This is a genomic window from Mesorhizobium sp. USDA 4132 (assembly GCF_056279545.1).
This window is the reverse complement of sequence record NZ_JBWCCP010000001.1, coordinates 166,470-188,803: the sequence shown is the minus strand read 5'-3', so window position 1 is coordinate 188,803 and position 22,334 is coordinate 166,470. Positions and strand designations below refer to the sequence as shown.

The 22,334-nt window shown below is 58.3% G+C and carries 19 protein-coding genes and 1 tRNA gene; 14 read left to right on the top strand and 6 right to left on the bottom strand.

Annotated elements, in window-relative coordinates; translation table 11 throughout:
• Nucleotides 1-37 precede the first annotated feature (37 nt).
• Together ACZ9IU_RS00860 and ACZ9IU_RS00855 are read left to right on the top strand one after the other, a co-directional pair.
• Nucleotides 38-1,084, top strand: a complete 1,047-nt coding sequence (locus tag ACZ9IU_RS00860; protein WP_038547856.1) for a hypothetical protein — start codon at nucleotides 38-40, stop codon at nucleotides 1,082-1,084.
• 141 nt (nucleotides 1,085-1,225) lie between these two features.
• A complete protein-coding gene (locus ACZ9IU_RS00855) occupies nucleotides 1,226-2,992 on the top strand; it encodes a hypothetical protein (RefSeq protein WP_038547853.1) in 1,767 nt (588 codons plus the stop codon).
• A gap of 77 nt (nucleotides 2,993-3,069) precedes the next feature.
• Here the strand turns inward: ACZ9IU_RS00855 and rpsA are convergent, their stop codons facing one another.
• Both rpsA and cmk read right to left on the bottom strand, forming a co-directional pair.
• On the bottom strand, nucleotides 3,070-4,776 hold the full coding sequence (rpsA, locus tag ACZ9IU_RS00850) for a 30S ribosomal protein S1 (protein ID WP_038547850.1): 1,707 nt from the start codon (nucleotides 4,774-4,776) through the stop codon (nucleotides 3,070-3,072).
• Nucleotides 4,777-4,911: 135 nt separating this feature from the next.
• Complete coding sequence (cmk, locus tag ACZ9IU_RS00845) at nucleotides 4,912-5,589, bottom strand: (d)CMP kinase (protein WP_038547849.1); 678 nt, start codon at nucleotides 5,587-5,589, stop codon at nucleotides 4,912-4,914.
• Between the two features lie 355 nt (nucleotides 5,590-5,944).
• Here cmk and ACZ9IU_RS00840 point away from each other — a divergent pair, with 355 nt between their 5' ends.
• The 7 genes from ACZ9IU_RS00840 to ACZ9IU_RS00810 all read left to right on the top strand — a co-directional run bounded on the left by ACZ9IU_RS00840 (nucleotide 5,945) and on the right by ACZ9IU_RS00810 (nucleotide 12,935).
• A complete protein-coding gene (locus ACZ9IU_RS00840; protein ID WP_037080075.1) occupies nucleotides 5,945-6,334 on the top strand; it encodes a TIGR02300 family protein in 390 nt (129 codons plus the stop codon).
• Nucleotides 6,335-6,503: 169 nt separating this feature from the next.
• Nucleotides 6,504-6,579, top strand: a tRNA-Ala gene (locus tag ACZ9IU_RS00835).
• Nucleotides 6,580-6,873: 294 nt separating this feature from the next.
• Nucleotides 6,874-7,152, top strand: coding sequence for a hypothetical protein (locus ACZ9IU_RS00830; RefSeq protein ID WP_038547846.1), 279 nt, complete (start codon nucleotides 6,874-6,876; stop codon nucleotides 7,150-7,152).
• A 158-nt stretch (nucleotides 7,153-7,310) separates the two neighbouring features.
• Complete coding sequence (locus ACZ9IU_RS00825; RefSeq protein ID WP_038547844.1) at nucleotides 7,311-11,075, top strand: hypothetical protein; 3,765 nt, start codon at nucleotides 7,311-7,313, stop codon at nucleotides 11,073-11,075.
• 98 nt (nucleotides 11,076-11,173) lie between these two features.
• Complete coding sequence (locus tag ACZ9IU_RS00820) at nucleotides 11,174-11,722, top strand: ribonuclease H family protein (protein ID WP_051899975.1); 549 nt, start codon at nucleotides 11,174-11,176, stop codon at nucleotides 11,720-11,722.
• Nucleotides 11,723-11,898: 176 nt separating this feature from the next.
• Nucleotides 11,899-12,426: a hypothetical protein gene (locus tag ACZ9IU_RS00815; protein ID WP_051899957.1), complete on the top strand. Its 528-nt coding sequence runs from the start codon at nucleotides 11,899-11,901 to the stop codon at nucleotides 12,424-12,426.
• Complete coding sequence (locus ACZ9IU_RS00810) at nucleotides 12,405-12,935, top strand: virion core protein, T7 gp14 family (protein WP_157885200.1); 531 nt, start codon at nucleotides 12,405-12,407, stop codon at nucleotides 12,933-12,935. Before ACZ9IU_RS00815 ends, ACZ9IU_RS00810 begins: the two co-directional genes overlap by 22 nt.
• Nucleotides 12,936-13,112: 177 nt before the next feature.
• Here ACZ9IU_RS00810 and ACZ9IU_RS00805 read toward each other — a convergent pair whose 3' ends face one another.
• Entirely contained in the window at nucleotides 13,113-13,457 is a 345-nt protein-coding gene (locus ACZ9IU_RS00805) for a YnfA family protein (protein WP_038547840.1), read from the bottom strand.
• Nucleotides 13,458-13,799: 342 nt separating this feature from the next.
• Nucleotides 13,800-14,192 (bottom strand): hypothetical protein, encoded by a 393-nt coding sequence (locus ACZ9IU_RS00800; RefSeq protein WP_157885199.1) that lies wholly within the window; start codon nucleotides 14,190-14,192, stop codon nucleotides 13,800-13,802.
• Between the two features lie 74 nt (nucleotides 14,193-14,266).
• Here ACZ9IU_RS00800 and ACZ9IU_RS00795 point away from each other — a divergent pair, with 74 nt between their 5' ends.
• The 4 genes from ACZ9IU_RS00795 (at nucleotide 14,267) to ACZ9IU_RS00780 (ending at nucleotide 17,935) form a co-directional block, all read left to right on the top strand.
• Nucleotides 14,267-14,704 carry a MerR family transcriptional regulator gene (locus tag ACZ9IU_RS00795; protein WP_038547837.1) on the top strand — a complete coding sequence of 146 codons (438 nt, stop codon included), beginning with the start codon at nucleotides 14,267-14,269 and terminating at the stop codon, nucleotides 14,702-14,704.
• Between the two features lie 685 nt (nucleotides 14,705-15,389).
• Complete coding sequence (locus ACZ9IU_RS00790) at nucleotides 15,390-15,935, top strand: recombinase family protein (RefSeq protein ID WP_038547833.1); 546 nt, start codon at nucleotides 15,390-15,392, stop codon at nucleotides 15,933-15,935.
• Between the two features lie 298 nt (nucleotides 15,936-16,233).
• Nucleotides 16,234-17,316 carry an AAA family ATPase gene (locus ACZ9IU_RS00785; protein WP_051899938.1) on the top strand — a complete coding sequence of 361 codons (1,083 nt, stop codon included), beginning with the start codon at nucleotides 16,234-16,236 and terminating at the stop codon, nucleotides 17,314-17,316.
• Nucleotides 17,303-17,935 (top strand): HNH endonuclease, encoded by a 633-nt coding sequence (locus ACZ9IU_RS00780; protein ID WP_051899936.1) that lies wholly within the window; start codon nucleotides 17,303-17,305, stop codon nucleotides 17,933-17,935. The genes ACZ9IU_RS00785 and ACZ9IU_RS00780 overlap by 14 nt, the downstream gene beginning before the upstream one ends.
• A gap of 250 nt (nucleotides 17,936-18,185) precedes the next feature.
• On the opposite strand, the gene ACZ9IU_RS00775 is transcribed toward ACZ9IU_RS00780, so the two are convergent.
• A complete protein-coding gene (locus ACZ9IU_RS00775; RefSeq protein WP_038547830.1) occupies nucleotides 18,186-19,571 on the bottom strand; it encodes a site-specific integrase in 1,386 nt (461 codons plus the stop codon).
• Nucleotides 19,572-20,005: 434 nt separating this feature from the next.
• Here ACZ9IU_RS00775 and ACZ9IU_RS00770 point away from each other — a divergent pair, with 434 nt between their 5' ends.
• Nucleotides 20,006-20,581 (top strand): Panacea domain-containing protein, encoded by a 576-nt coding sequence (locus ACZ9IU_RS00770; protein ID WP_051899934.1) that lies wholly within the window; start codon nucleotides 20,006-20,008, stop codon nucleotides 20,579-20,581.
• Between the two features lie 881 nt (nucleotides 20,582-21,462).
• Here the strand turns inward: ACZ9IU_RS00770 and ACZ9IU_RS00765 are convergent.
• Nucleotides 21,463-22,293, bottom strand: coding sequence for a DMT family transporter (locus tag ACZ9IU_RS00765; RefSeq protein ID WP_080719303.1), 831 nt, complete (start codon nucleotides 22,291-22,293; stop codon nucleotides 21,463-21,465).
• Nucleotides 22,294-22,334 lie beyond the last annotated feature (41 nt).

Below are 22,334 nucleotides of genomic sequence, written 5' to 3'. Positions count from 1 at the left end.
TGGCGGTGTACCTTTCGACGAGACCGGATTTCGGGCCATGTTGCTTCCTACCCAGCAGACTTTTGGGCTTGCCGCGACCAACATGATGCGGTCGATGCTCGACAGTATCGAGGAACAGCGAAAGAAAGACGAAGAACAGCGGACCGGCAAGAAGAGCGATCCGATTGTCGAAGCCCGGATCAGCGCCAGCGAAGACGCCCGGCGCGCGCGCGACAAGATCACCTCCGCGCTTTTCGGCGTCAACAAAACCGACCCCAACGAATTGAAGATCGAGCTCGTCGACCGCCTGGCGACCAAGCTCGGCATCGATACCGACGAAGCGCGCTCCTCCTACAAGCTCGGGAAAGCGCTGGAAGATGCGCTGAAGGAGATGATGCCGGACGAGGTCGGCAAACTCGCCGAAGACCTCGGCCTCGACGACATCGGCATCTCCATGGACACGCTGCTGGCGGCGATCAAGAACCCCTACGGCGACGACAACCAGCGCTTGATGGACGGCCTCAACCGCAAGGCCAATGGCGGCAAGCTCGACACGGAAGTCGAGCGCGTCGTGCAGCGGCTCGAAGACGTCGCCGATCCGAAGACGCTCGAAGAACTGAAGCTCGGTCCGCAGGGCTACGATCCGACCCGTGTCGAAGATGCCGGAACCCGCGCCGAACGCCAGGCCGACATCCAGGCGGCGGAGGCCGGCAAGAAGCTTGAGGACGTTCAGAAGGTTCAGGACGTCATCGAGAAGACGAATGACAAGGCGACAGCTGCGCCGGCTGCCGATGGCACCGGCGATACGCCTGCCGTCGACGACACCGCGCTGCTGGCCCTCTTCGCCGCGGCGGCCGAACAGGTCGCCAATACCGATACGGACGACGCGGGCGACAGCCTCGTCTCCGACGATCAATCCGCCAAGGGCGACTCCGTCACCGATGAGGTCCTGGCAGACAATGAAGCGCCGACCAATGAAATGGCGGCGAGCGCAATCGAGGAGCTTGCCGCCGACAGCGCCGAAAAATCCCAGGCCGACATCTTTTCGGTGCGGGTGGACGAAATCGGCATTTATGAATTGTTGAAGAAGAAGTTGGCTGCGTGATCCAGCAATAACCCCCAATCTCCCCTCATCTGCATCGTAATGGATCATTTTCGCTGACCTGTCGGCGAAAACGGGAATGCGTTAGCGAGTTGTTAACCTTTTTGCCCCACAGTCATCCTGTGTATCGGCACTGGCGACGCCATGAGGCGTTCCGGTCGCAACGCCGTATCGTTGCGAAAAGACAAGAACCCTTCGGCCGAGCTGTCCTATCGTCTCTATCAGACATTGGAGCGGACGATGCTGCCGCCGGTTCGTACCAGTTCATTCGTCGACTACCAGACACCTTCGCAGCAACCGATGCTGCGTCAGCGGATCGACGTGGCCAATGCCGCGGCGAACAGCGGGTTGATCGGTTCTTCGCCGATGTCGGCGGGGCGGCTGGATATCCTTTCGCTCTCGGCGCAGCTTCAGCTCGCGCAGGGATTTTCCATCTTCGCCGAGACCATCGGCCGGCTGATCAAGGTGCCGCGCCGCGAAGGCGAAGCGTTGGCGGATTATGCCCAGCGCCTCTCAGACGCGGTCAAGGCGATGAACCCAGCCGAGAAGGCGGCTCTCGAGCGGACGCTCAACCAGCTCGTCAAGGGTATTTCGCTGCGCCTGCTCGTGGAAATCCTCAACAATCCCGCAAGTCCGGAAGCCGCCCGCATCGCCATACAGCTGGAGACCGCGCAGCTGCTCGACCGCGATCTCGCCGCCAAGGCTGTCGTCAGCTCCTATCGGCAGAATGCCGGAGCGGAACAGGCGCCGAGCCCGTTGCCACAGACAGCGAATGCCGCGCCATCTGCGTCCGGCCAAACTTCCGTCCTCGTGCACACGGCAGAGGTTGGCCCTCCAGGCGCCCAGCCCGGCGAGGACACTGCGATCGACGGAGCTTTGCCGGGGGAGATTGCCGCAGAAGCAGCTACGCAGGATGCAGAAGCAGCGCCCGTTGCGGCGACAATTTCCAGCGCTGCTCAGAATCCGGCCATGCTTTCCGCCGAGATCGACGCATTGCCGGGCCCCATCGACGAGAATGCCTCGCCGGTAAGTGCCGAGACAGATCCGGACGCCGCACCTGTCTCGGCATCCGCGCAGGAAGCGGCCGAAGTCGCCGAGAGCGAAACCCCGGAGCTTGCTGCCGTGCGGGCCGAAGATGCGCCGGAGAGCACATCTGCGGCGCGTGCCAACGAAGGTCGGCAGATCGCGAGTGCCGTTCCAGGCGATCGGCGCGGCTCTCAACCCGTCTTTTATGATGGGCCGGCGCTGGCCCGGCTTTCCCAGCGCGGCCTCGAACAGCAAGGCGGCGCGCGTGCGCTCAATACGGAGAAGATGGCGAACGGCGCGACGACCATATGGCTTGCGGACGTGCTTGCCGACGCCACCAGCGACCTTCTCGACAGCCTGCCGGTTGCGGCTAAACAATTGCCGGAACAACAGGCGCTGCAGCAGTTGACCGACAGGGAGCTTATCGGGAAATCCGCCCTGCAGGCGGGCGAGGCAGCGGGCGCCGCCATGGCAAAGCCTGCGCAGCCGGCCACCGACGAACCGTCAAGCACAGGTTCAACGGGCCGCACCGGCGGTACTTCCGCGAATGCAGCCGGCCCGTCTACGGGTGCGACGGAAGTCGCCGAACAGCTTGCTCTCCCGATCGCCCTGCCGCCGATGTTTCGCGAAGGCGTCGCCCTGCCCTATGTCGCCTATCCGCCGGAAGAACGCGAGCGGGACCCCGAGGAGCGCAAGACGAAGGCGATCTCCAAGACCGACGAGGACGGCGAACAGCAGCATTCCGCCGGCGAGCAGGCGTTCAGCGAAGAGCGCCCGGATGACGGCGACGGCCAGGAAGACCACGGCGACGATGCTTCGAAGGAAGCCACCGAAGATGCGGACCGGGCGAACGACCTCTATTGGCGCATGGCCGGCTGGACCTGATTTCGATCCGCAAAAACTGCGCATGAAAAAACCGCCGGACTTGCATCCGGCGGTTTTCGATTTCTAAAAGGCGTCGATTACTCGTTGTTGCCGCGATTCTTCAGAGCCGCGCCGAGGATGTCGCCGAGCGAAGCGCCAGAGTCGGACGAACCGAACTGAGCGACGGCTTCCTTCTCTTCTGCGATCTCCAGAGCCTTGATCGACAGCATGACCTTGCGGTCCTTCTTGGAGAAGTTGACGATGCGGGCATCGAAGACCTGACCAACCGAGAAACGCTCCGGACGCTGATCGTCGCGATCGCGTGCCAGGTCGTTGCGGCGGATGAAGGAGGTGATGTCTTCGTGGTTGACGAGACGAACCTCTACACCACCATCGTTGACGGCGATGACTTCGCACGAAACGACGGCATTCTTGCGCAGGTCGCCGGAAGCGGCTGCTTCACCGACCGAGTCCTTGCCGAGCTGCTTGATGCCGAGCGAGATGCGCTCCTTGTCGACGTCCACATCAAGAACGACAGCCTTGACGACGTCGCCCTTGTTGAACTCCTCGATGACCTGTTCGCCCGGACGGTTCCAGTCGAGGTCGGAGAGGTGGACCATGCCGTCGACATCGCCTTCGAGGCCGATGAACAGGCCGAATTCGGTCTTGTTCTTGACTTCGCCTTCGACTTCAGTGCCGGCCGGATGGCTGTAGGCAAATGCCTGCCACGGATTTTCGAGCGTCTGCTTCAGGCCAAGCGAGATACGGCGCTTGGACGGATCGACTTCGAGAACGACCACGTCAACATCCTGCGTCGTGGACAGAATCTTGCCGGGATGAACGTTCTTCTTGGTCCAGGACATTTCAGAAATGTGGATGAGGCCTTCGATGCCCGGCTCCAGCTCGACGAATGCACCGTAGTCGGTGATGTTCGTGACGGTACCGGAAATCTTCTTGCCGACCGGATACTTGGCGGCAATGCCATCCCACGGATCCGACTCGAGCTGCTTCATGCCGAGCGAGATGCGGTGGGTTTCCTGGTTGATGCGGATGATCTGTACCTTGACCTGCTGGCCGATGGACAGGATTTCCGACGGATGGTTCACACGGCGCCAGGCCATGTCGGTGACGTGCAGCAGGCCGTCGATGCCGCCGAGGTCAACGAACGCACCGTAATCGGTGATGTTCTTGACGACGCCGTCGACAACCTGGCCTTCTTCGAGGTTCTGAACGATTTCAGAACGCTGCTCGGCGCGGGACTCTTCGAGAACCGTGCGGCGCGAAACCACGATGTTGCCGCGGCGCTTGTCCATCTTGAGGATTTCGAAGGGCTGCGGGTTGTGCATGAGCGGAGTGACGTCGCGGATCGGACGGATGTCGACCTGGCTACGCGGCAGGAAGGCAACAGCGCCGTCGAGATCGACGGTGAAGCCACCCTTGACCTGGTTGAAGATGACGCCTTCGACGCGCTCGCCAGCTTCGAACTTGAGTTCGAGCTTGACCCAGCTTTCTTCGCGGCGAGCCTTCTCGCGCGACAGAACTGCTTCGCCCAGCGCGTTTTCGATGCGCTCGACATAGACTTCGACTTCGTCGCCGACCTTCAGCGAACCGTCCTTGCCCTTGGCACCGAATTCCTTGAGCGCGATGCGACCTTCGACCTTGAGGCCGACGTCAACGACGGCCATGTCCTTTTCGATCCCGGTGACGATGCCCTTTGTGACATAGCCTTCCGCCAGATCGTTGGAAGCGAAGGATTCTTCGAGAAGGGCTGCGAAGTCCTCCCGCGTGGGGTTAGATACTGCCATGAAATCTCCTGAGGTACCCGATACGGGCCCATACAGCGCCGGTGGTTCGTGTTGCACATGCCCAAAAGTTCGGGTCCGCCTCCCTCATCGGAATGATCCGGGGGAGGCAATCCGGCGCGGGGACCGAACCTCGGGCTATTCTATTTCGCTATTCTCACTCGATTGTCTCTTCAGGGCGGCGTCGATGATGGACTTCGCTGCCCGAAACGCGGCCTCTATACTCATTTCCGAGGTATCAAGCAAGTGCGCATCGTCGGCGGGCTTCAGAGGACTATCGGACCGGCCCATGTCGCGTTCGTCGCGTTTCTTCACGTCTGCGAAGATCGCACCGTAATCCGCCTCGCCGCCCTTGCCGACGATCTCGTCGTAACGGCGCCTTGCCCTCACATCAGCGGACGCGGTGACATAGAGCTTCACCGGCGCATCGGGACAGACGACCGTGCCGATATCGCGCCCGTCGAGCACCGTTCCCGGCTGCCTCAGGGAAAAGGCACGCTGCGCCTCCACCAGAGCCCGGCGGACCGACGGCATGACCGCGATCTTCGAGGCCGCCTCGCCGATCGCATGCGCGGACAATATATCGCGATCGAGGCCGGCCAGTTCAACCTCACGGGCCATCTTCCCGGCGACCTTCTCGTCGTCGAGCGGCAGGCCTGCATCGAGCAGCGCCTTAGCGGTAGCGCGATAGGTCAGCCCCGTATCCAGATGGTGAAATCCGTAGGCGTCGGCGATCTGGCGCGACAACGTGCCCTTGCCGGCGGCTGCGGGACCGTCGATGGCGATGACGATTGCTGGCTTGGACTTCAAACTCATGCTTCCCGAATCGCCCCGGGTGTGACCAGCAGACCGATCGGATAGGTCCCGATCAGCGCATACTGAGTTCCGAGATCCTTTTCGCGAAAATGCGGCGGCTGGTACATGTTTTTCAACCTCTTATCAGTCCCGAGCGGAGAGACGGCAGGCCGGCCCATTGCGGTAAAATTTCCCCGTCGTCACTAACATAAAGCCTGCCACCGGTCACCGTATTCGCTCTTATGAGGTCCATGAAAAGTTTGTCTTTGACATCAAAGAGCGCAGGCCTTATGGGGACCGGCTTAGATTTTCACCCTATAAGGCCGCTGTCCAAGCGGCGCGCCGAAATATTCGGCCATCTCATGAGGCTCTGACTGTGGCAAAAGCGGAACTCGGAACCAAGCGGACCGACCCCGATACCGGCAAGAAATTCTACGACCTGAACCGCGATCCGGTCGTTTCCCCCTATTCCGGCAAATCCTGGCCGCTGTCCTTCTTCGAGGAGCACAGCGCCGCCAAGAAGATGGAACAGGCCGAGGAAGAAGACGTCCAGGAAGTCGATACCGAAAATCCGGAAGTCGAACTCGTATCGCTCGAAGAGGGCGACGAGGCAGCCAGCGGCGACGATATCCCGGATATCGGCGATGACGACGATGTCGATATCGGCGATGACGACGACGATACCTTCCTGGAAGCCGACGAAGATGAAGACGACGACGACATGTCGGGCATCATCGGCGTGACCGGCGACGACGACGAAGTCTGATCCGATATCCAAGTTAAGGCCCGGCAATTCAATAAAAATTGCCGGGCGCACAAAATACGGCTTGCACTCTCCGTAAACCGGAAGTAATAAGCCGCCACTCCAACGGGGCAGCGCTCAATAAGCGTCCTGCGGGAGTTCCCAGGACCGGAAAATACCGGACCACCCTGATGGGGCTATAGCTCAGCTGGGAGAGCGCTTGCATGGCATGCAAGAGGTCAGCGGTTCGATCCCGCTTAGCTCCACCAATCCTCCTATGGACGATTATTCTCCTTTAAATTCACCCGGTTACGGAAACTCGCAGGGTGACTGCGTACCCCGCCGTGTACCCCATTTGCGTACCCCGTACCACCGAGCGCCCCCTACGTTCGATTCCTTCCAGGACTGAGGAGCCCCCAGCAGGTTCCACGGGCGGCTTGGCGTGACCAGCAGGTTTGCTGCGATTTGTTCCACCATCATTGCCGTGGTCCCTTCTGGAGGCTCCCGCCTCCACGTCTTCCCGTAGGGCGGAAGGCGCAGCGCAAACATGGGACATAAATATCATGCGCAACATCCTCACCGGCATGACCGAAACTGCTCATCATCTTGCCTTGGCTCTTAGGGATGCCCTTTCGCGTCACTTCTCGCTAAGCATCGGCGGTGACATGCCCGGTCTTTTCGTGAAGGTGCCGTTCACCTCGTTTAGCGCCTGGGCCGAGTGGGGCGCTCCCCATGCCGGGTATGGCACCGAGCGAGCGAGTGCGACGGACATTGAGTTCTTCCTCGGGACCGTCAGGGGCGTCTTATCCGTCGAAAAGACGGTCGAACAGCACGGGGCATAGACTGGGCAAGCCTGGGTCGTCTCAATTTCCGCCCACCATAGACAACTCATGACGCGAAATCGTCCCGCGTGAGCTGTTTTGGATTGTGCCTCAACAGGCCACCCTCGGCGTTCCTAGTGAATGCTGGCGGTGGCCTTTCCCATTTCTAAGGACCACTCATGGCAAACAACAGCACACCGGCATGGCTCCGGTATTCTAACAGCGCGGCTAAGCGCAACCTTCCGCTTGACCCTCGGCTGGTGAACTCCCTCGGCTTCCTGGAAGACATGGGTATCCAGATGGAGGTTTTCAGCGGTGGGCAGGTCACCAAGGCTGAGGCCGCGCAAGGCAAAGGGAGTCGTACTGGCTCCGTCCGACACGACCACGGCGGTGCCGCTGATGTCTTCTTCTACAAGGATGGCAGGAAGCTCGACTGGGCAAGGCCCGAGGATGTCCCTGTGTTCCAGGATATCGTCCGGAAGGCGAGGGCCTCAGGCGTAACCGGTTTCGGCGCGGGCCAGGGCTACATGCAACCCGGCTCCATGCACATCGGCTTTGGCTCCCCCACGGTATGGGGTGCTAACGGCGATAGCGCCAATGCGCCCAAGTGGCTCAGCGATGCCTTCCACGGTGTCCCGGCGACCGAGATCAAGGAGCCCACGAGGCTCACCTTCTCAAACCCTGGGCCGGACCAGCCGCAGTCCAACTTCACCGTGGGCTCTCCCGAGAACACCGTGTCCGTCATGAGCAGCACCCAGCCTGTCCTCCCGACCACCATGGAGGAGGACCGCGTTGCTGCCCAGGCCCGCGAGGATGCCTTGCCTGATACGACCATCTGGCAGGGCGTGAAGGATGCCGTGAACACCGATTGGTCGCTCTCGGCTATCTGGCAGGACAAACCCGAGGCGAAGCCTGACCCTAACTTCCGGCTCGACCCGAAGACGATGGACGAGCTAACCAAGGGTATCCCGGAACAATACTGGGACCGCTTCGGTGACGCTCAATCCTTGGTCCATGCGGAAGGGATGAGGAACTCCCTGGTCAAGCAGATGGAAGCCGAGCAGCGCCTAGCCTCTCTCGGTTGGGGTGGTGTGGGTCTTAGGGTGGCCGCAGGGGTAACCGACCCGCTCGCCTGGGCCGCTGCTGCTGGTATCTCCGCAGCTACGCTTGGCACCGGGGCACCGGCTGCGGTGGCTGCTAGGTTCGGCAAGGTCGGGCAGCTCGCCCTAACGGCTGCTGAGGGCGGGGCCGGTGCCGCCGTTTCGGAAGGCATCCTCTATGCGAATAAGCCCACCGCCGAGGAAGCCGATCTTTGGTGGGGGGTGGGAACCGGCATGCTCCTCGGGGGTGCCTTTGGTGCCCTGGCGAAAAACCCGGCAACACTGGCCGAAGCCCAGCAGTTCCAGAAGATTGGCCGGAACATGCACAATGGCACGGCCATGTCACCGCCCGGTGGCTCGACAGCGGGTGCGATGCAGGTGAACCCCAGGGAACCCCTGAGGCTCGATACCGCTGACATCGTGCGAGACGCTGAAAGGCCCGATGTCTTCGACGCGGGTGGTCTTCGTTTCGACAGCGCGTACTCGCTCAAGAGTTCCGAGAACGATCTCACGTCGATGATCGGCAACGTGATCGTTGAGGATGCTGCCCGAAACAAAAGCGGCATCACCCCCATTGGCGCGTCCGAGGTCCAGGCTCTCCTCCACGGAAGGGCCGAGGCGAAATGGGCGTCCTCCAATCAAGCCAACTGGAAGCAGTTTAGGGAGCGTAATCCCGACGCAAGCCGGGATGAGTTCCATCAACAGGTGACAGCCTACGTTCGCGATCATGACCTCATGGTGGACTATGACCCTGCGGTGAAAGCCCAGGGAGCGGTCCTCAAGGATATCCTGGGCACCTATGCCGAGACTGCGGCGAACCCTGGGGTTATCGACGGTCGCACCATGCGGGCCGTTCGGGGTTTCGAGGGCCTCACCCGGAATGACCACTACGTTCCGCGAATCTTCGATCTCGGGTCCATCCAGGACCATCTCACGAAGTTCGGGCACAAGACCCTCTCGGGCCTCGTATCGCGGGCAATGAGAGAGGTGAACGACGAGATCACCGAAGAGCTGGCCGACAAGTTCGCCTACAATTACATCAAGAAGCTCCACTCCCTTTCCGCAGGGGAGCTACAGCAGATGTCCCGTGCGTTCTCGGGGGAAGACCTGGACGCCCTCAAGGCGAACCTCATCCAGGACACCGACCTTTCCGAGGCCGACATCGATACCCTTATCGGTCACATGAAGCCGGGGAAGAAGGACGGTGCCAGCCGTCACGGCAAGACCCGCATGTTCTATGACGAGAACTTCGGTGCGATGCTCCCGTATTCCAATGGGGAAACCGGGGCAAAGTTCGTTCGCATCTCCGACCTCTTCATCAACGATGCGGATACGCTCCTTCGCAGCTACTCCCGGCAAATGTCGGGCCGCATTGCCATGGCTAGGATGGAGATCAAGAACCCGAAGTGGCAACCGGGCGACATGGCGGATGAATACTTCGTCCAGGGCGTAACCTCGGATGGCGAATGGAATACCCTGATGGATAAGGTCCGTGACGTGGGGGACCAAAAAGGCATCCATGGCAAGACCAAACAGGACGTTGACCGGCTCAACTGGATCTATAACACCATCGTTGGCAAGCCCACCTGGAACGAGGGGTCCGACTGGAACCAGTTCCTCCGGATGGCCCGCGACTACAACTTCGTCCGCGTCATGGGGCAAGTCGGCTTCGCCCAGCTCTCGGAAGCCATGAACACGGTCTCCCAGCTCGGGCTCAAAGCGTCCTTCACCAACGTCCCTTCGTTCCGTGCCATGTGGCGCAATGCGAAGACCGGGAAGCTTGATGATGCTCTTGCCCAGGAATGGGAGGACATCACGGGCGGCGGTGCTGACTGGGTTCGCCATGCCACCCACCGCAGGGAGGACGTGTTCGATAACCCGCTCGATACCTGGAACAACCCGGTCCTGGAGAAGGTGGATGACTTCCTCCACCAGGGCAAGCGGGCGGTGTCCGCGATGTCAGGTATGGCTCCGGTGAACACCGCACTCCAGCGTTGGACTGGCCGGTCAATCATGAACAAGTTCGCCTTGATGGCCCAGGGCCGCACCAAGATGAACCCCCGCCGCCTGGAGGCTCTCGCCCTGGATGAGCGTAGGGCCGAGGCGATCTATGAGAACATCCGCAATCACGCGACCTTCGACAAAGGGCGGCTCAAGGCGCTGAACCTCGACAAGTGGGTCGACCGGGAAGCCGTGGCAAACTTCGAGACGGCTGCGTTCCGACTGAGCCGGTCGATCATCCAGGAGAATGACATCGGCCAGATGGCCATGTGGATGTCCGCGCCTCTGGCAAGGACGTTCCTCCAGTTCCGGTCCTTCGTCCTCGCAGCTTATACGAAGCAGACGCTACAGGGCTTGAACTTCCGGGATACCGCTACCGCAGCGGCGTTCCTAGCCACCACGTTCGCGGCCTCTATGTCCTACATGATGCGGACCTACGCAGGCTCGGTCGGTCGAAGTGATCGTGAGAAATATCTTGAGGAGCGGCTATCGCTGGGCAGTCTCGCGGCTGCTGGTATCCAGAACTCCTCTTGGGCGAGTGTGATGCCGATGGCGATTGACACCTTCCTTGTAAGCCCCATGACCGGCAGCCCCGTGTTTGATGCGAGATCAACGCAACTGGGCTCCGACGCGATTTTGGGCAATCCTTCGGCCGACCTCGCTAAGGGTGTGATGGATACACTGGGGGTAGCAGGGAAGGTTGCACACGGGGGGAGCTTCTCCCAATTGGATGCCCGCACCATTGCGCGTGTGTTGCCTTTTCAGAACCTCAATGGCGTAGCCCAGCTTTTGTCAGCCTTCATACATCCGTTGCCCGAATGGTCGCGAGACCCGCGGCGGTGACAAGCTCCGAACGCAACACAGCAACTCATGAAGCCCCGGTCCGCAAGGCCGGGGTTTTTCTTTCCCAGCCTCCTTGGCGAACAAACCGACAGGAAACTATGACAGACAGTAATCTTCCTTCCATGGCCATGATAATGGCGGGCCGTCACTACGCGATCTTTAGCGATGGCGCGTGTCCAGGAAACCCAGGTCGCGGCGGATGGGGTGTTCTCCTCCAACTTCGCGAGGGTGAGCGAGTTATTAAGCAGGCAGCATTTGCAGGCTACCAGCGACCGAACACCACCAACATCCGAATGGAAATGACGGCAGCACTCATGGGGATTTCTCGGCTAACCAAAGAGCCCGAGACAGCAGCCCTCGTGGTGATGGACAACAAAATGATCGTGGATGCTATGACGCTTGGCGGGTTCCACAAATGGAAGGCGGCGGGCTGGCTGAAGGGCACAAAGCCGCTACCGAACGGCGACCTTTGGGAAAAAATCGATAACGCCATCGGGAAGCGTCTCGTCCACTGGCAGTGGGTCCGGGGCCACGTTGGCCACACTCAGAATGAGATTGCCAATATGTTGGCCACGAACGCGGCGGCTGGCCTGTACCTGAGCGAAGGTCGCAGCGTCCGTCAGATGCACGGCGACTTGTTCTTCTAGCCGCCACAAAGAGCCGGTGCATCGATCACCACCCACCATAGGAGGGAGGCCCCTCTCCCGCCCCGCCCAAACATTACTTAGGTCTGTCCCGAGCAGGCCCTCTGATCTTCATCCCAACAGCACTGCCGTGGCCTCACCGGCAACGGCTTCTGTATGCGACACCCGCAAGGACTTCCATGAACCACCATCAACGACCCGGCCCGGGAGAAGCGGACACGCTCACCGTCCGCCTATCGGTTCCCGGGGATATCACCTATCTAGCCCCAAGGCTGCGCAAGACCGACCTCGACAGTATTCTAGCAGCAGGTTCCCCTTCCGCCGCAAAGAGCCTGAAAGATGGTCTCGCCCTATCCGACATTTGCCTCACCGCGATAGACGAATGCAGCGCTCCGGTCTTCATGTTCGGCACCGTGCCGTATCCGCGAGACCACACAGTTGCTCAGGTCTGGCTAATGGCAAGCGATGAGATCGACAGTCACAGACGCGCGCTCAACAGGTTGGCAGTCCGTTATCTGGAGGTTTTCCACCGGAAGTACCGCATCCTGAGTAACGCCGTCGATTGCCGCAACATCAACCATCTCCGCTGGCTTCGTTGGCGGGGCTTCCACTTTGTACGGACGTTGACCGGCTATGGTCCCGGTAAGCTCTCTTTCACTGAAATCACCAGCATAAGGAAAGCGTCATGTGCGAACCTGTTACAATGATGGCCGCCGCGTTGGGGGCTTTGCAGACAGGCATGGAGTTCGTCGGTGCCCAGCAGCAGGCGAAGCAGCAGAACGCGTTGGTTCGCCAGAACCAAAGGGCTGCGAACGAAAATCTAGTCCGGGAATATGCTGACGTTCAGACGCGGCAAATCCAGGAAGAAGATGCCGCCGCTGCTCAGAAGCAAGACCTCTCCCGTGAAGCCCGTGCCGCCCGTGCGACCACCATGGCCGCTGCTGGTGAAGCAGGTGTTTCCGGTCTCTCGGTCGATGCCCTGCTTGCAGACGTTTACGGTAAAGAGGCCACGGCCAAGGACCGCATATCGCAGAACACCGGCTTCACCACCGCGAACCTCACTCGCGAGATGGACGGTCTCAAGGCGAAAGCCAAAGACCGCATCAACTCCATGCCATGGGCTTCCGGGCCTAGCCCGTTTGCAGCCGCCCTCAAGATCGGTGGCATCGGCCTGGATGGCTACACCAGCTACAAAAAGCGGACCCAGCCCACCTAAACATCAGCCTGAACTGAATGAGGGTCACAGTGCGCCTCACCGTGACCCTCCCTCTTACCCTCTAGCGAAGGGGCCGTGCCGTCAAAGACCGACGCATCAAAGTTAGCGTAATCAATACCGGTCGCCAAGTGACCAGTGGCGCCGGCTTGCAGCAAGCACAGGAGCCCTGATCATGGGCTATGGAACGACCGAACGTGGCCCAAAAAGAATGACCGCAGCTGCCACGAGTGCCAGCCCGCCGCCTGTCAAATCCCACTTGTCCGGTTGATGACCTTCGGCCAACCATAGCCACAGCAGCGAAGCCATGATGTAAACGCCGCCGTACGCTGCGTAAGCACGGCCCGCATTCTCACTAGGGGCTAGTGTCAGGAGGTACGCGAAAGCCACGAGTGCCGCGCATCCGGGCGCGAGCCACCAGATGGATTTCCCCATGCGCAACCACGCCCAAAAGGCGAAGCATCCCACGATTTCAGCGATAGCAGCCCCGACGTAAATCAGGGCTGCTGTAAGATATACCTGCATTTTTCCTCAATCGATAGGGCGTTCACATTCGCCCCACCGTGGCACGGCATCAACCCGCATGGCTAGGGGAAGTGTCACTGCTTGCGGTTTTACATCCCGCATCCGGTGCACAAGCACAGGCCTTAGCTGCCTGCCGTTTCCGCCACCGATATCCAACGAAAAGCCCGCTCCCTGCGATCAGTAGAACAGCGAGCCCCCCTTGTCCCACCAGTGTTAGTCCAGCACCGCCCGCCGCCAGTGCTGCGACGACCATGGGGGTGATGACGGGAAGGCAACAGGCCACGCAGGCAGCCACGACAACGCCACCAGTGGCAGCAGTCGCCCCGATCTTCCGTTTCCAGCTCATGCCCAAGCCTCCGCCAGCTCAGGCGCAAAGTGCGCGAACAATTCATCAGCGGCATCCGCGGTGGACGCGGGAGCGGTTATGACCAGTTCGACCTTCGACGCGTCATGGCTAAGCGCAAACTCCAGAAATGCGCAGCATTCGGCTTCCTTGGCGACAAGGTCTTGTACCTCTGCCAGAGCGTCCCCCGTGTACGTTAGGTAAAGGCGCAGCGGCTCGCGCCGACTGGACAGCAGCGAACGACGCGCAAGTGCCTGAATGCTTGCGACCCGTCCCTTAAAATCCCCTGCGCCCAAGGTGCAAGCAATAGCAAGGGCCGTTTCATTCGCGTCGTTGGTGGCAGGGCTGCAGGCCGAACAGCAGGCCGAAGCGGATGGGCTTATCACATTCATGGTAGGCTCCTTTGTATCACTCTAGCGCCACCCTACTCCTTCAAGTAACTTGAAGGGCAATAGGAGATTTCGCGATGAACACACATCCCAGAGGACTGACCATCGGAGCCTTAGCCAGCGCGAGCGGCGTTTCGACACCCACCATCCGGTACTACGAAGAAATCGGACTTTTACCATCGGCGCACCGCACCGCGAGCGGGCAACGGGTCTATGATCAATCCGACATCGCGCGCATCACGTTCATGAAGCGGTGCCGTGATTTTGGGTTCAGCATCGAACAGGTACGCGTTTTGGCCGGCTTGTCAGTGAGTAGCGACAAGGACTGCACCGAAGTTCGTGACATTGCCCGGGCCCACCTACAGGACTTGCGCGAACGGCTGGAGGAGCTTCGTGCGCTGGAGCGAAGCATGAGCAATTTTGTAGAAGCATGCGATACGGTTTGCGCGGGGGGTGTGGGGGTCGATTGCGTGATTTTCAAAGACCTATCCGACCCAAATAACACATGCTGCTAGCGCCCCTAAATGTCGAAAAAATCCGAGGCGGCAATCGATAGGAAGGCTCGGGCGCGTCCCCCCGTGCCCCTGGGGGCGCACAGAATAGCTCGGGCGAGCGCGTAGGCGCGGCTACAGCCCTTCCCGCCAATGATCAAGTCTTGACGTTCCATTGCCGCTTGGCATCTTTCCGCTCACGCACAAGAGGTAACCAATGGAAATGATAACGGAACACCGAAGGGTGCCAAAGCGCATCCGTGGACTTCGCGAATTGTTCGAGCGCCTGGAGGTTTTCCGAGAGCTTCGCTCAGAGATGCCAATGCAGACTGCCTCGGTCTTCCTCGCGATAGCCATTAAGCCAGGGCTCTTGCAGCGTGACCTTCCCGACATGCTTGGTCTCAGCCAGTCGTCGGTGTCCCGAAACGTTCATGCGCTATCTAGCAGTGACCGCAATGGAAAACCTGGGTTGGGCTTGGTGACGCAACGGGTAGGTCCACTGGGGGCAAAGTCGCCAGTGCTGCATCTCACGAAGGCAGGGAAGCAACTGGCTGAGCGCCTAATGCTTGGGGATGCCTCCGCTGTCCGATAAGGTATAGCCATAGCGGACAGCGCTCGCCATCCGAATTCGCGTCCTATATGGTTGACATCCGACTTATGAGACACTATTCCGATTTCATCTTAGACCTTATCGGACAAAAGGTGTCTCATGAAAATCGGCTATGCTCGCGTCTCCTCCACCGGCCAAAACGAAACCGCACAGGTGGACATCCTAAGCCGTCACGGTGCGGAGGAAGTCTTCATCGAGAAGGCAAGCGGCACTAGCCGTGATGGCCGCCTAAAGCTCGCAGAGGCCATCCGCTTCGCCCGCAAGGGGGACGCCCTGATGGTGACGCGCCTCGACCGCCTAGCGCGCTCCGTGCCCGATCTACACGCCATCGCCCAGGAGCTACAGGCAAAGGGTGTGGACCTCATCGCCACCGAGCAGAACATCGACACAACGACACCCACCGGACGCCTGATGTTCAACATGCTGGGCGCGATTGCCGAGTTCGAGACGGACCTCCGGAAAGAGCGCCAGCTTGAAGGCATCGCCAAGGCGAAAGAAGAAGGGCGCTACAAGGGGCGTCCTGTGACGGTCGATGGGGATGCGATAAGGGGCGCGCTGGCCTCTGGAGATAGACCGATGGCCGTGGCGAAGAGGTTCAATGTAGCCCGCTCAACGGTATATCGGATGATGGCTGAGCCAAGCTGAGCCGATAGTATCCGGAGACGCCTATCCGTCGGGGTGTCTACTTGTTTTCTACTGAGCGTGAATAATCAATTGGGTCTTATCGTAGAGTTTTTATTTCCTACTTGATCGAAAAAATGAAATAACACGGTTCTCACTGGGTACTGGCTATGATCAACTTCAAATCATTACAAATTCACGGTTGGAGGCAATTTGATACCGTCAATTTAGACCTGACTAAGCAGATAACAGTTTTAACTGGCCAAATGGCTGCGGTAAAACCACACTATTAAATCTGCTGATACGGCACTTTGGCTGGAGTTTGAACTTCATCTCGACCCCGCTGTCTAGCAAACGAAGCGCGCGGCGAATTTGGTCCGACCTTTATAGGCAAGAAGATAGTGCCGATGTCGATGAAACCGTTAACAATCAGGTCAGGATTGGCGAGATTGGCTATTCAAACGATACTGTCTGCTCTCTAACCACCAACACCGAAGTAGCTGCCCAGTACGAGATTCAGTTTCAGGGTATGCAGACCGTGGTTGGTCTCCACATTCCATCTCATCGACCTGTCGCTTCCTACACAAGTGTGCCGCATATCCCAACAGACCCGAGGACGGCGACACAGGAATACCAACAATTTCAGCAACTACTAATTCAGTTCTACGGCGGCCATCGCTCTGACAATCCCGGAAAAATCCAAAAGCAATCCCTAATCTCTTTTGCCGTATTTGGTGAAGGCAACTCGTCTGTGACGCCGAATCTGCCCATCATGCATCATTATCAGAAGTTTCAGGAAGTATTGCGCAACGTGTTGCCGCAATCGCTAGGATTCAAGTACATCGAGATACGCATGCCGGAAGTCGTTCTGGTGACTGATTCGGGTGATTTCACCCTCGATGCGATGTCTGGTGGTATAAATGCGATCTTTAGCATCGCTTGGCAGATACATATGTTCGCGCAAGACCAGCTTGATTTCATCGTGACAATTGACGAACCAGAAACCCATCTTCACCCAAGCATGCAGAGAACGCTTTTACCGAGCTTAGCAAAGGCATTTCCACAGGCGAAGTTCATCATCTCCACCCACAGTCCGTTTATCGTCTCCAGCTTTCCAGACGCCAACGTCTATGCCCTGGTTAGGAACGATAGAGCGAGGGTCGAATCCATATTGCTGGATCTTCGGGACCTCTCGGGAACCCCGAACGAAGTGCTCCGAGAAATTCTTGACGTCGGCTCCAACCTACCTGTGTGGGTCGAAGAGGCAGTCGGTAAGGTGATCGACGATACGGCCAACCTTCCTCCTGAGGAAAAAGCTAGGGCGATCATGACCCAGCTAGAACGCCTTGGCATCGCAAATGCAATCGCTGAATACGGGAACAGAGTAGCCGATGCGAAACCTTGACAAGCTTCCGATTCCGGAAGTCTTGAACGACAACTGGATCCAATGGACTGAGCAGTACAAATCCGACAAAACGAGCGCAACGAAAAAGTATCGCTACCGTCACTCCGACATCAAATCCACTTTGGTAGAAGAAACAAAAAGCAAGTGCGCGTATTGTGAAAGCAAGATCGGACACAATACTCCTGGTGATGTCGAACATAAAACTCCATCCAGTGTTAATATTGATTTACACTTCGATTGGACAAATCTGACGATTGCCTGCACAGAATGTAATCGCAGAAAGCTCACTTACTTTGATGCACAGAAGCCCTTTCTCGACCCCTATGACGGCGATGTCGAAAATCGGGTTATTCATCTCGGTCCAGTTGTAGGATGGCAACCTGGGGATGAGCCTGCTGAAATATCGGTAAGGACGCTGGAACTGCATGACAACAGCAGAGCAGGACTGATCAAAAGAAAGATCGAAGCCATTGATCATCTAAATAATCTGGTAGCGCGATATCATCAGGTCGACGGCGTCATGAAGGAACTGCTTTTGTTGTCAATCCAAAAGTTGAAGAGCAAGGAAGCCGAGTACTCAGGGATGTTAAAGGCAGTCTGCGATAATTACGGGATATAGCTCAAGCGGGCTGTGTTGTGAGTAATGGGATAGGCCACCTAACTTTGCCGTTAGTTTCGTCACCAGAACAGGTAGGGCCGTCTCTTTTCGTCACCGGGCATCGTCTTGATCCGCCTGCGGGCTTCCTCTCTGTCCAGCCCACTGCGCGCCGATTCCTTTGCAGAAAACCCATTGCGCGACGAACGGCGAACTCGCGACCTCCTTCATGTTTCTGCGGACATGCAGAGCGAAGACATCAAAAGGAAAGTTGTCACTCAGTTGCTGTCTCCGATGACGGCAGCTTTACCGCCTCCACACATGCTCTAGCCTGCTCGATGGCCGGACCTGCGGAATAAAGGCCAAGTGTCATCCCGTGGCGCTTATGTCCAACTACCGCAGCGATTATACTCTCGGGCTGCCCTGCCCGCTCGGCCTTGGTAATGAACCACCGGCGGAACGAGTGAAAATTGATCAGAGAACGCCGTCGCCCATCTAGCTCCTCCCGGACACCAATAGAGCGGGCATAAGCCGTGAATTGATTAGAAGTTTTGAAGGACCTCTCCCGCTTTGTCTCTGCTTTTTGCGGCCCTGGCCATTCAGGGAAAAATGGATCGTCGGGCTTCTTGTCCCTGACTCGGCGTTCCACAATTTCATGCAGATCGGGATGGATTGGGCACAGCCTTTCCGCCTTCTCCTTCTTCTGTGGCTTGAAGACGAAGACTCCTTCCTTCAGGCAGTCCTTAACCCGAAGGCAAACGATGGGGTCCAGGCGGCACCCCGTAAGAGCTGCAATCCGCATCAGGTCGTGCATGGCTTGGGTGGTATCGCCGTCTAACAGCTTCACCATTTCCTCGTCTGTGAATGGCCTCTCTTTCTCATCATGAGCGACAGGTGGGGGAGCCAAGGACAGGCCGCGCCATACGTCCATCGGAACCTCTTCTCGCTTCTCCAGCCATTGCCAAAAACGCGAGAGCCGATTGATGTATTTGTTGAGCGTGACCGGAGAGAGTTTGGGCTCCATGCCTTGGAGGTCATCCACGAAACGAACTGCCGCCTTCTTGCTTGGGAATGATTGGAGGAACGGCTCGACATCCTTCTCATCGCACCATCGCTTCAAGAGCTTGATCGCTCGCTCATCGTCGGCCTTCGTGCGCGGCTTCACCTGGAGCTGAGCCATATACTGCCCGTGAAGCTCGTCGAACGGCGTGGCCTTCCCGGCGACCATTTTGGCGAACCGCTGAGCCTGCTTGACCTTCCCCGGCTCGAACAACGGCTCCTCTTCGCCGGTGATTGGGTCCACGTCGATGCCGATGGGCTTCCCGAGAACCGCATCGATTGTGACACCTATGCCAGCGTCGATAGCATCTAGCTCTCTATCGGTTACTGCTCGCTGGCGCTGCCGATGGAACTCAACGGCGATGGACCGCAAATCACCAATGCCTTCTGCGGCTGCTGCCTCGGCGATTCGCGCGCGCATCTCGTTTACGATTGGCCACTTGAGCTGGTTTGCAATCGTGAGACTGTCAGTATTTAGAGGATGCTTCAATCTCGAAGCACCAAGCCGAGCCTGGAGCGCCCTGGGGACTGCAACGGAAACCCTCCACTTGCCTCGGTGCTGCTCCAGATATTGCCGGTCGTTCGCTGCTGATCTCGCCATAAACTGCTCGTTGCGTACCCCAGTACGTACCCCATTGACGTACCACTATGGCGTTGGTATATCGCAACAATATTGATTTTCAACGGAAAATTTGAATGGCAGGTTACTCCCCGCTTAGCTCCACCAAACTTCCACTGTGAAATCAAATGTTTGATGTGGCCAGAGGGTTGCCACAAATCAACGATGATGGGTCTGGGAGGCATCAGGAAACAACGCCGCGCTCAAGACATATCCCCAACCTTTCGCCTGCCATGCATGCTAGTACGGTACGGTGGGAGCAAGCGTCACCTAACCAGACTTGCCATATCGCAATATGAACCTTTGGGCGTCTTTACAGTTGATTCGCAAATCACATATAGAATTGTATCAAGGTCAAGTGTGACCACGTTGGAGAATTTGGCTGTCATGGCTCATTACGCCTGGACAAGCAGAACATGACTTACGTACCGAACATTCCGGACTGGTTTCTTACGCGAAAAGCGGCGCAAGTCACCGCTTTTTTTGCATTGAAGTCTGGTGGGGAAATCAACATCCTCAAAGCTACAAAGCTGATTTATCTTGCCGACCGTCTCAGCCTGGAGCGTAGAGATTTTCCGATAACGAACGACACATATGTGTCTATGAAGTTCGGTCCGGTAAACTCTTACACCTACAGCTATATGAACGGCGCAGCGCCGACGCGCCAAGAAGATTGGCTTGAGTTCATCTCTCCTCGGCGACACGAAAATCTCATGCTGTCACAACAGATCGAAATTGGCGATCTGGATGAGCTTAGCCGGGGCGACATCAAGTTGCTTGAAGAAACCTGGGGCAAGTTCAAAGACATTGATCGATTTGCTTTAGCTGATTGGACACATGAATTTTGTCCCGAATGGAAAGACCCGGCGGGCTCCTCAATCCCAATCGAATTGGCACGGATATTCCAAGTGCTCGAAAAGAATGACCCGGTTGATCTAGCTGAAGACCTCCAAACCGAACGGCGGATGATAGCTGCGTTCAGAGCCGCATGAGCTATGTTCCCTATAAGACAGCATCGTTTCTAGGGCCTATCAACGAGGTCCATCATCTCTTTGCGGTGATGAACAATCCGTGCGCGGACTCTCAATGTCTGCTTATCAACATTACTTCGATTAGGCCTGGGAAATATCACGATCCAGCGTGCGAATTGGATGTTGGTGACCACGCGTTCATACGACATCCTAGCTACGTTCTCTATCGTCTCGCGGAAACCATGCGAGCCGATCGCATCGGTAAGTTTGTCGATCTTAATTACTATCTCACCAAGGATGATTGGGAGCCTGTAATATTTCAGCGAATCGTCAATGGGATAAGGAATTCAGATGATACGAAACCCCGCGTCATTAAATACGCTGACGAAAACCTCATTGGTTAGCAACTAGCGCGAACAAGAATCCAGCGCGACGTCTGTTTACCCCCCGCTATGTGCGTAGTGAACTCGTCCTTCGGCTACAAACAACCCCGTCTCGTGCTCCCGCTCGCCATTCGCGCTATCTCACCATCAAAGTCGGGTGCGGGCGATTGACCCGCAGTCTACGGGTCTGTTTGCGATCGCGGACTTCCCTCTGACGCTCGGCCTTTCGCTCCAATTCGGCCAGGCTCGTGCAGGCCAGGCTGTCGACGGCAAGCTCGTCCAGGTATTGCCGTCGGCGTGCGGCGGCCATCTGCCGGATGCGAATATGCCGGCGAGAACCGCAACGATTGCCAGAACGAACATTAGAGCGACCATCAGCGCCTCCTGTCACTGCGATCGCCTCCTGTCACTGCGATAACGTGCGGGAAAGGATAAAGTTTGGCAATCATAGTCCCGGGACCTTCACATCGCATCACATCCCTTGGCTCAAGGGAGGCTTCGCTGAAAGGGGGGCTTTGCTCAGGCCTTCCTGCTGAGGGCGCGGCCGCGACGTCGGTCGAGCGAGGCTGCGCCTTGCAGTGCGGCCAGGATGACGATCACGCCGATCACCACCCTCACCTCGGGCACCTCGCCGAAGAAGACGTAGCCGGTGACGGTGACGAAGACGATCGAGAGGTAGCCGACGGGCGCGAGCACGCTGGCATCGGCGATCCGGTAGGCGCGCAGGAAACAATACTGGCCGAGCTGGGCGAGGAAACCGATGCCGAGCAGCGGAATCCAGTCGAAGGGCATGACCGGTTTCCAGGTGAAGACGGCGGGCACGGCGGTGATGACGGCGAGCCCGACCGTGTAGAAGACCATCATCACGGTGGTGTTCTCGTCCTTCAGCGCCCGGGTCTGGATGATCGCCAGCGACCCGAAGACGACCGAAACCAGCACAACGATCACCTCGATATCGAAGCTCGACGTGCCGGGCGCCATGACGATCAGCACGCCGATGAAGGCAAGGCCGGCGCCGAGCCAGCGGATGCGGCTCACCGTTTCGCCGAGCATCGCAACCGCCATGGCCATGGTGATCAGCGGCCGGGAGAAGCCGACCGCATTGACCATGGCGAGCGGCAGCATGGTGATGGCGAGGAAATTGCTGGTCAGCGCCACCGCATTGCAGGAGATGCGAAAGATATTCCGCCACGGATGTTTGACCCTACGCATCTCGGCGCGATGCCGCCAGATCAGCGGCAGGATGAACAGGAGCCCGATCATCGCCCGGATGAAGACGAGCTGGAAGGCCGGATAGGTCGCTCCCTGCGCCTTCACCAGCGCCGTCATGCCGCCGGAGACCAGCGTCATGTCGAGAAGCAGCCAGCCGATGCCGGTGCGGGCGTTTGAGG

Coding starts and splice junctions, on each gene's coding strand:
- ACZ9IU_RS00860 (WP_038547856.1), top strand. CDS start 38: ATGTTGCTTCCTACCCAGCAGACTTTTGGGCTTGCCGCGACCAACATG.
- ACZ9IU_RS00855 (WP_038547853.1), top strand. CDS start 1,226: ATGAGGCGTTCCGGTCGCAACGCCGTATCGTTGCGAAAAGACAAGAAC.
- rpsA (WP_038547850.1), bottom strand. CDS start 4,776: ATGGCAGTATCTAACCCCACGCGGGAGGACTTCGCAGCCCTTCTCGAA.
- cmk (WP_038547849.1), bottom strand. CDS start 5,589: ATGAGTTTGAAGTCCAAGCCAGCAATCGTCATCGCCATCGACGGTCCC.
- ACZ9IU_RS00830 (WP_038547846.1), top strand. CDS start 6,874: ATGCGCAACATCCTCACCGGCATGACCGAAACTGCTCATCATCTTGCC.
- ACZ9IU_RS00825 (WP_038547844.1), top strand. CDS start 7,311: ATGGCAAACAACAGCACACCGGCATGGCTCCGGTATTCTAACAGCGCG.
- ACZ9IU_RS00820 (WP_051899975.1), top strand. CDS start 11,174: ATGACAGACAGTAATCTTCCTTCCATGGCCATGATAATGGCGGGCCGT.
- ACZ9IU_RS00815 (WP_051899957.1), top strand. CDS start 11,899: ATGAACCACCATCAACGACCCGGCCCGGGAGAAGCGGACACGCTCACC.
- ACZ9IU_RS00810 (WP_157885200.1), top strand. CDS start 12,405: ATGTGCGAACCTGTTACAATGATGGCCGCCGCGTTGGGGGCTTTGCAG.
- ACZ9IU_RS00805 (WP_038547840.1), bottom strand. CDS start 13,457: ATGCAGGTATATCTTACAGCAGCCCTGATTTACGTCGGGGCTGCTATC.
- ACZ9IU_RS00800 (WP_157885199.1), bottom strand. CDS start 14,192: ATGAATGTGATAAGCCCATCCGCTTCGGCCTGCTGTTCGGCCTGCAGC.
- ACZ9IU_RS00795 (WP_038547837.1), top strand. CDS start 14,267: ATGAACACACATCCCAGAGGACTGACCATCGGAGCCTTAGCCAGCGCG.
- ACZ9IU_RS00790 (WP_038547833.1), top strand. CDS start 15,390: ATGAAAATCGGCTATGCTCGCGTCTCCTCCACCGGCCAAAACGAAACC.
- ACZ9IU_RS00780 (WP_051899936.1), top strand. CDS start 17,303: ATGCGAAACCTTGACAAGCTTCCGATTCCGGAAGTCTTGAACGACAAC.
- ACZ9IU_RS00775 (WP_038547830.1), bottom strand. CDS start 19,571: ATGGCGAGATCAGCAGCGAACGACCGGCAATATCTGGAGCAGCACCGA.
- ACZ9IU_RS00770 (WP_051899934.1), top strand. CDS start 20,006: ATGACTTACGTACCGAACATTCCGGACTGGTTTCTTACGCGAAAAGCG.
- ACZ9IU_RS00765 (WP_080719303.1), bottom strand. CDS start 22,293: ATGACGCTGGTCTCCGGCGGCATGACGGCGCTGGTGAAGGCGCAGGGA.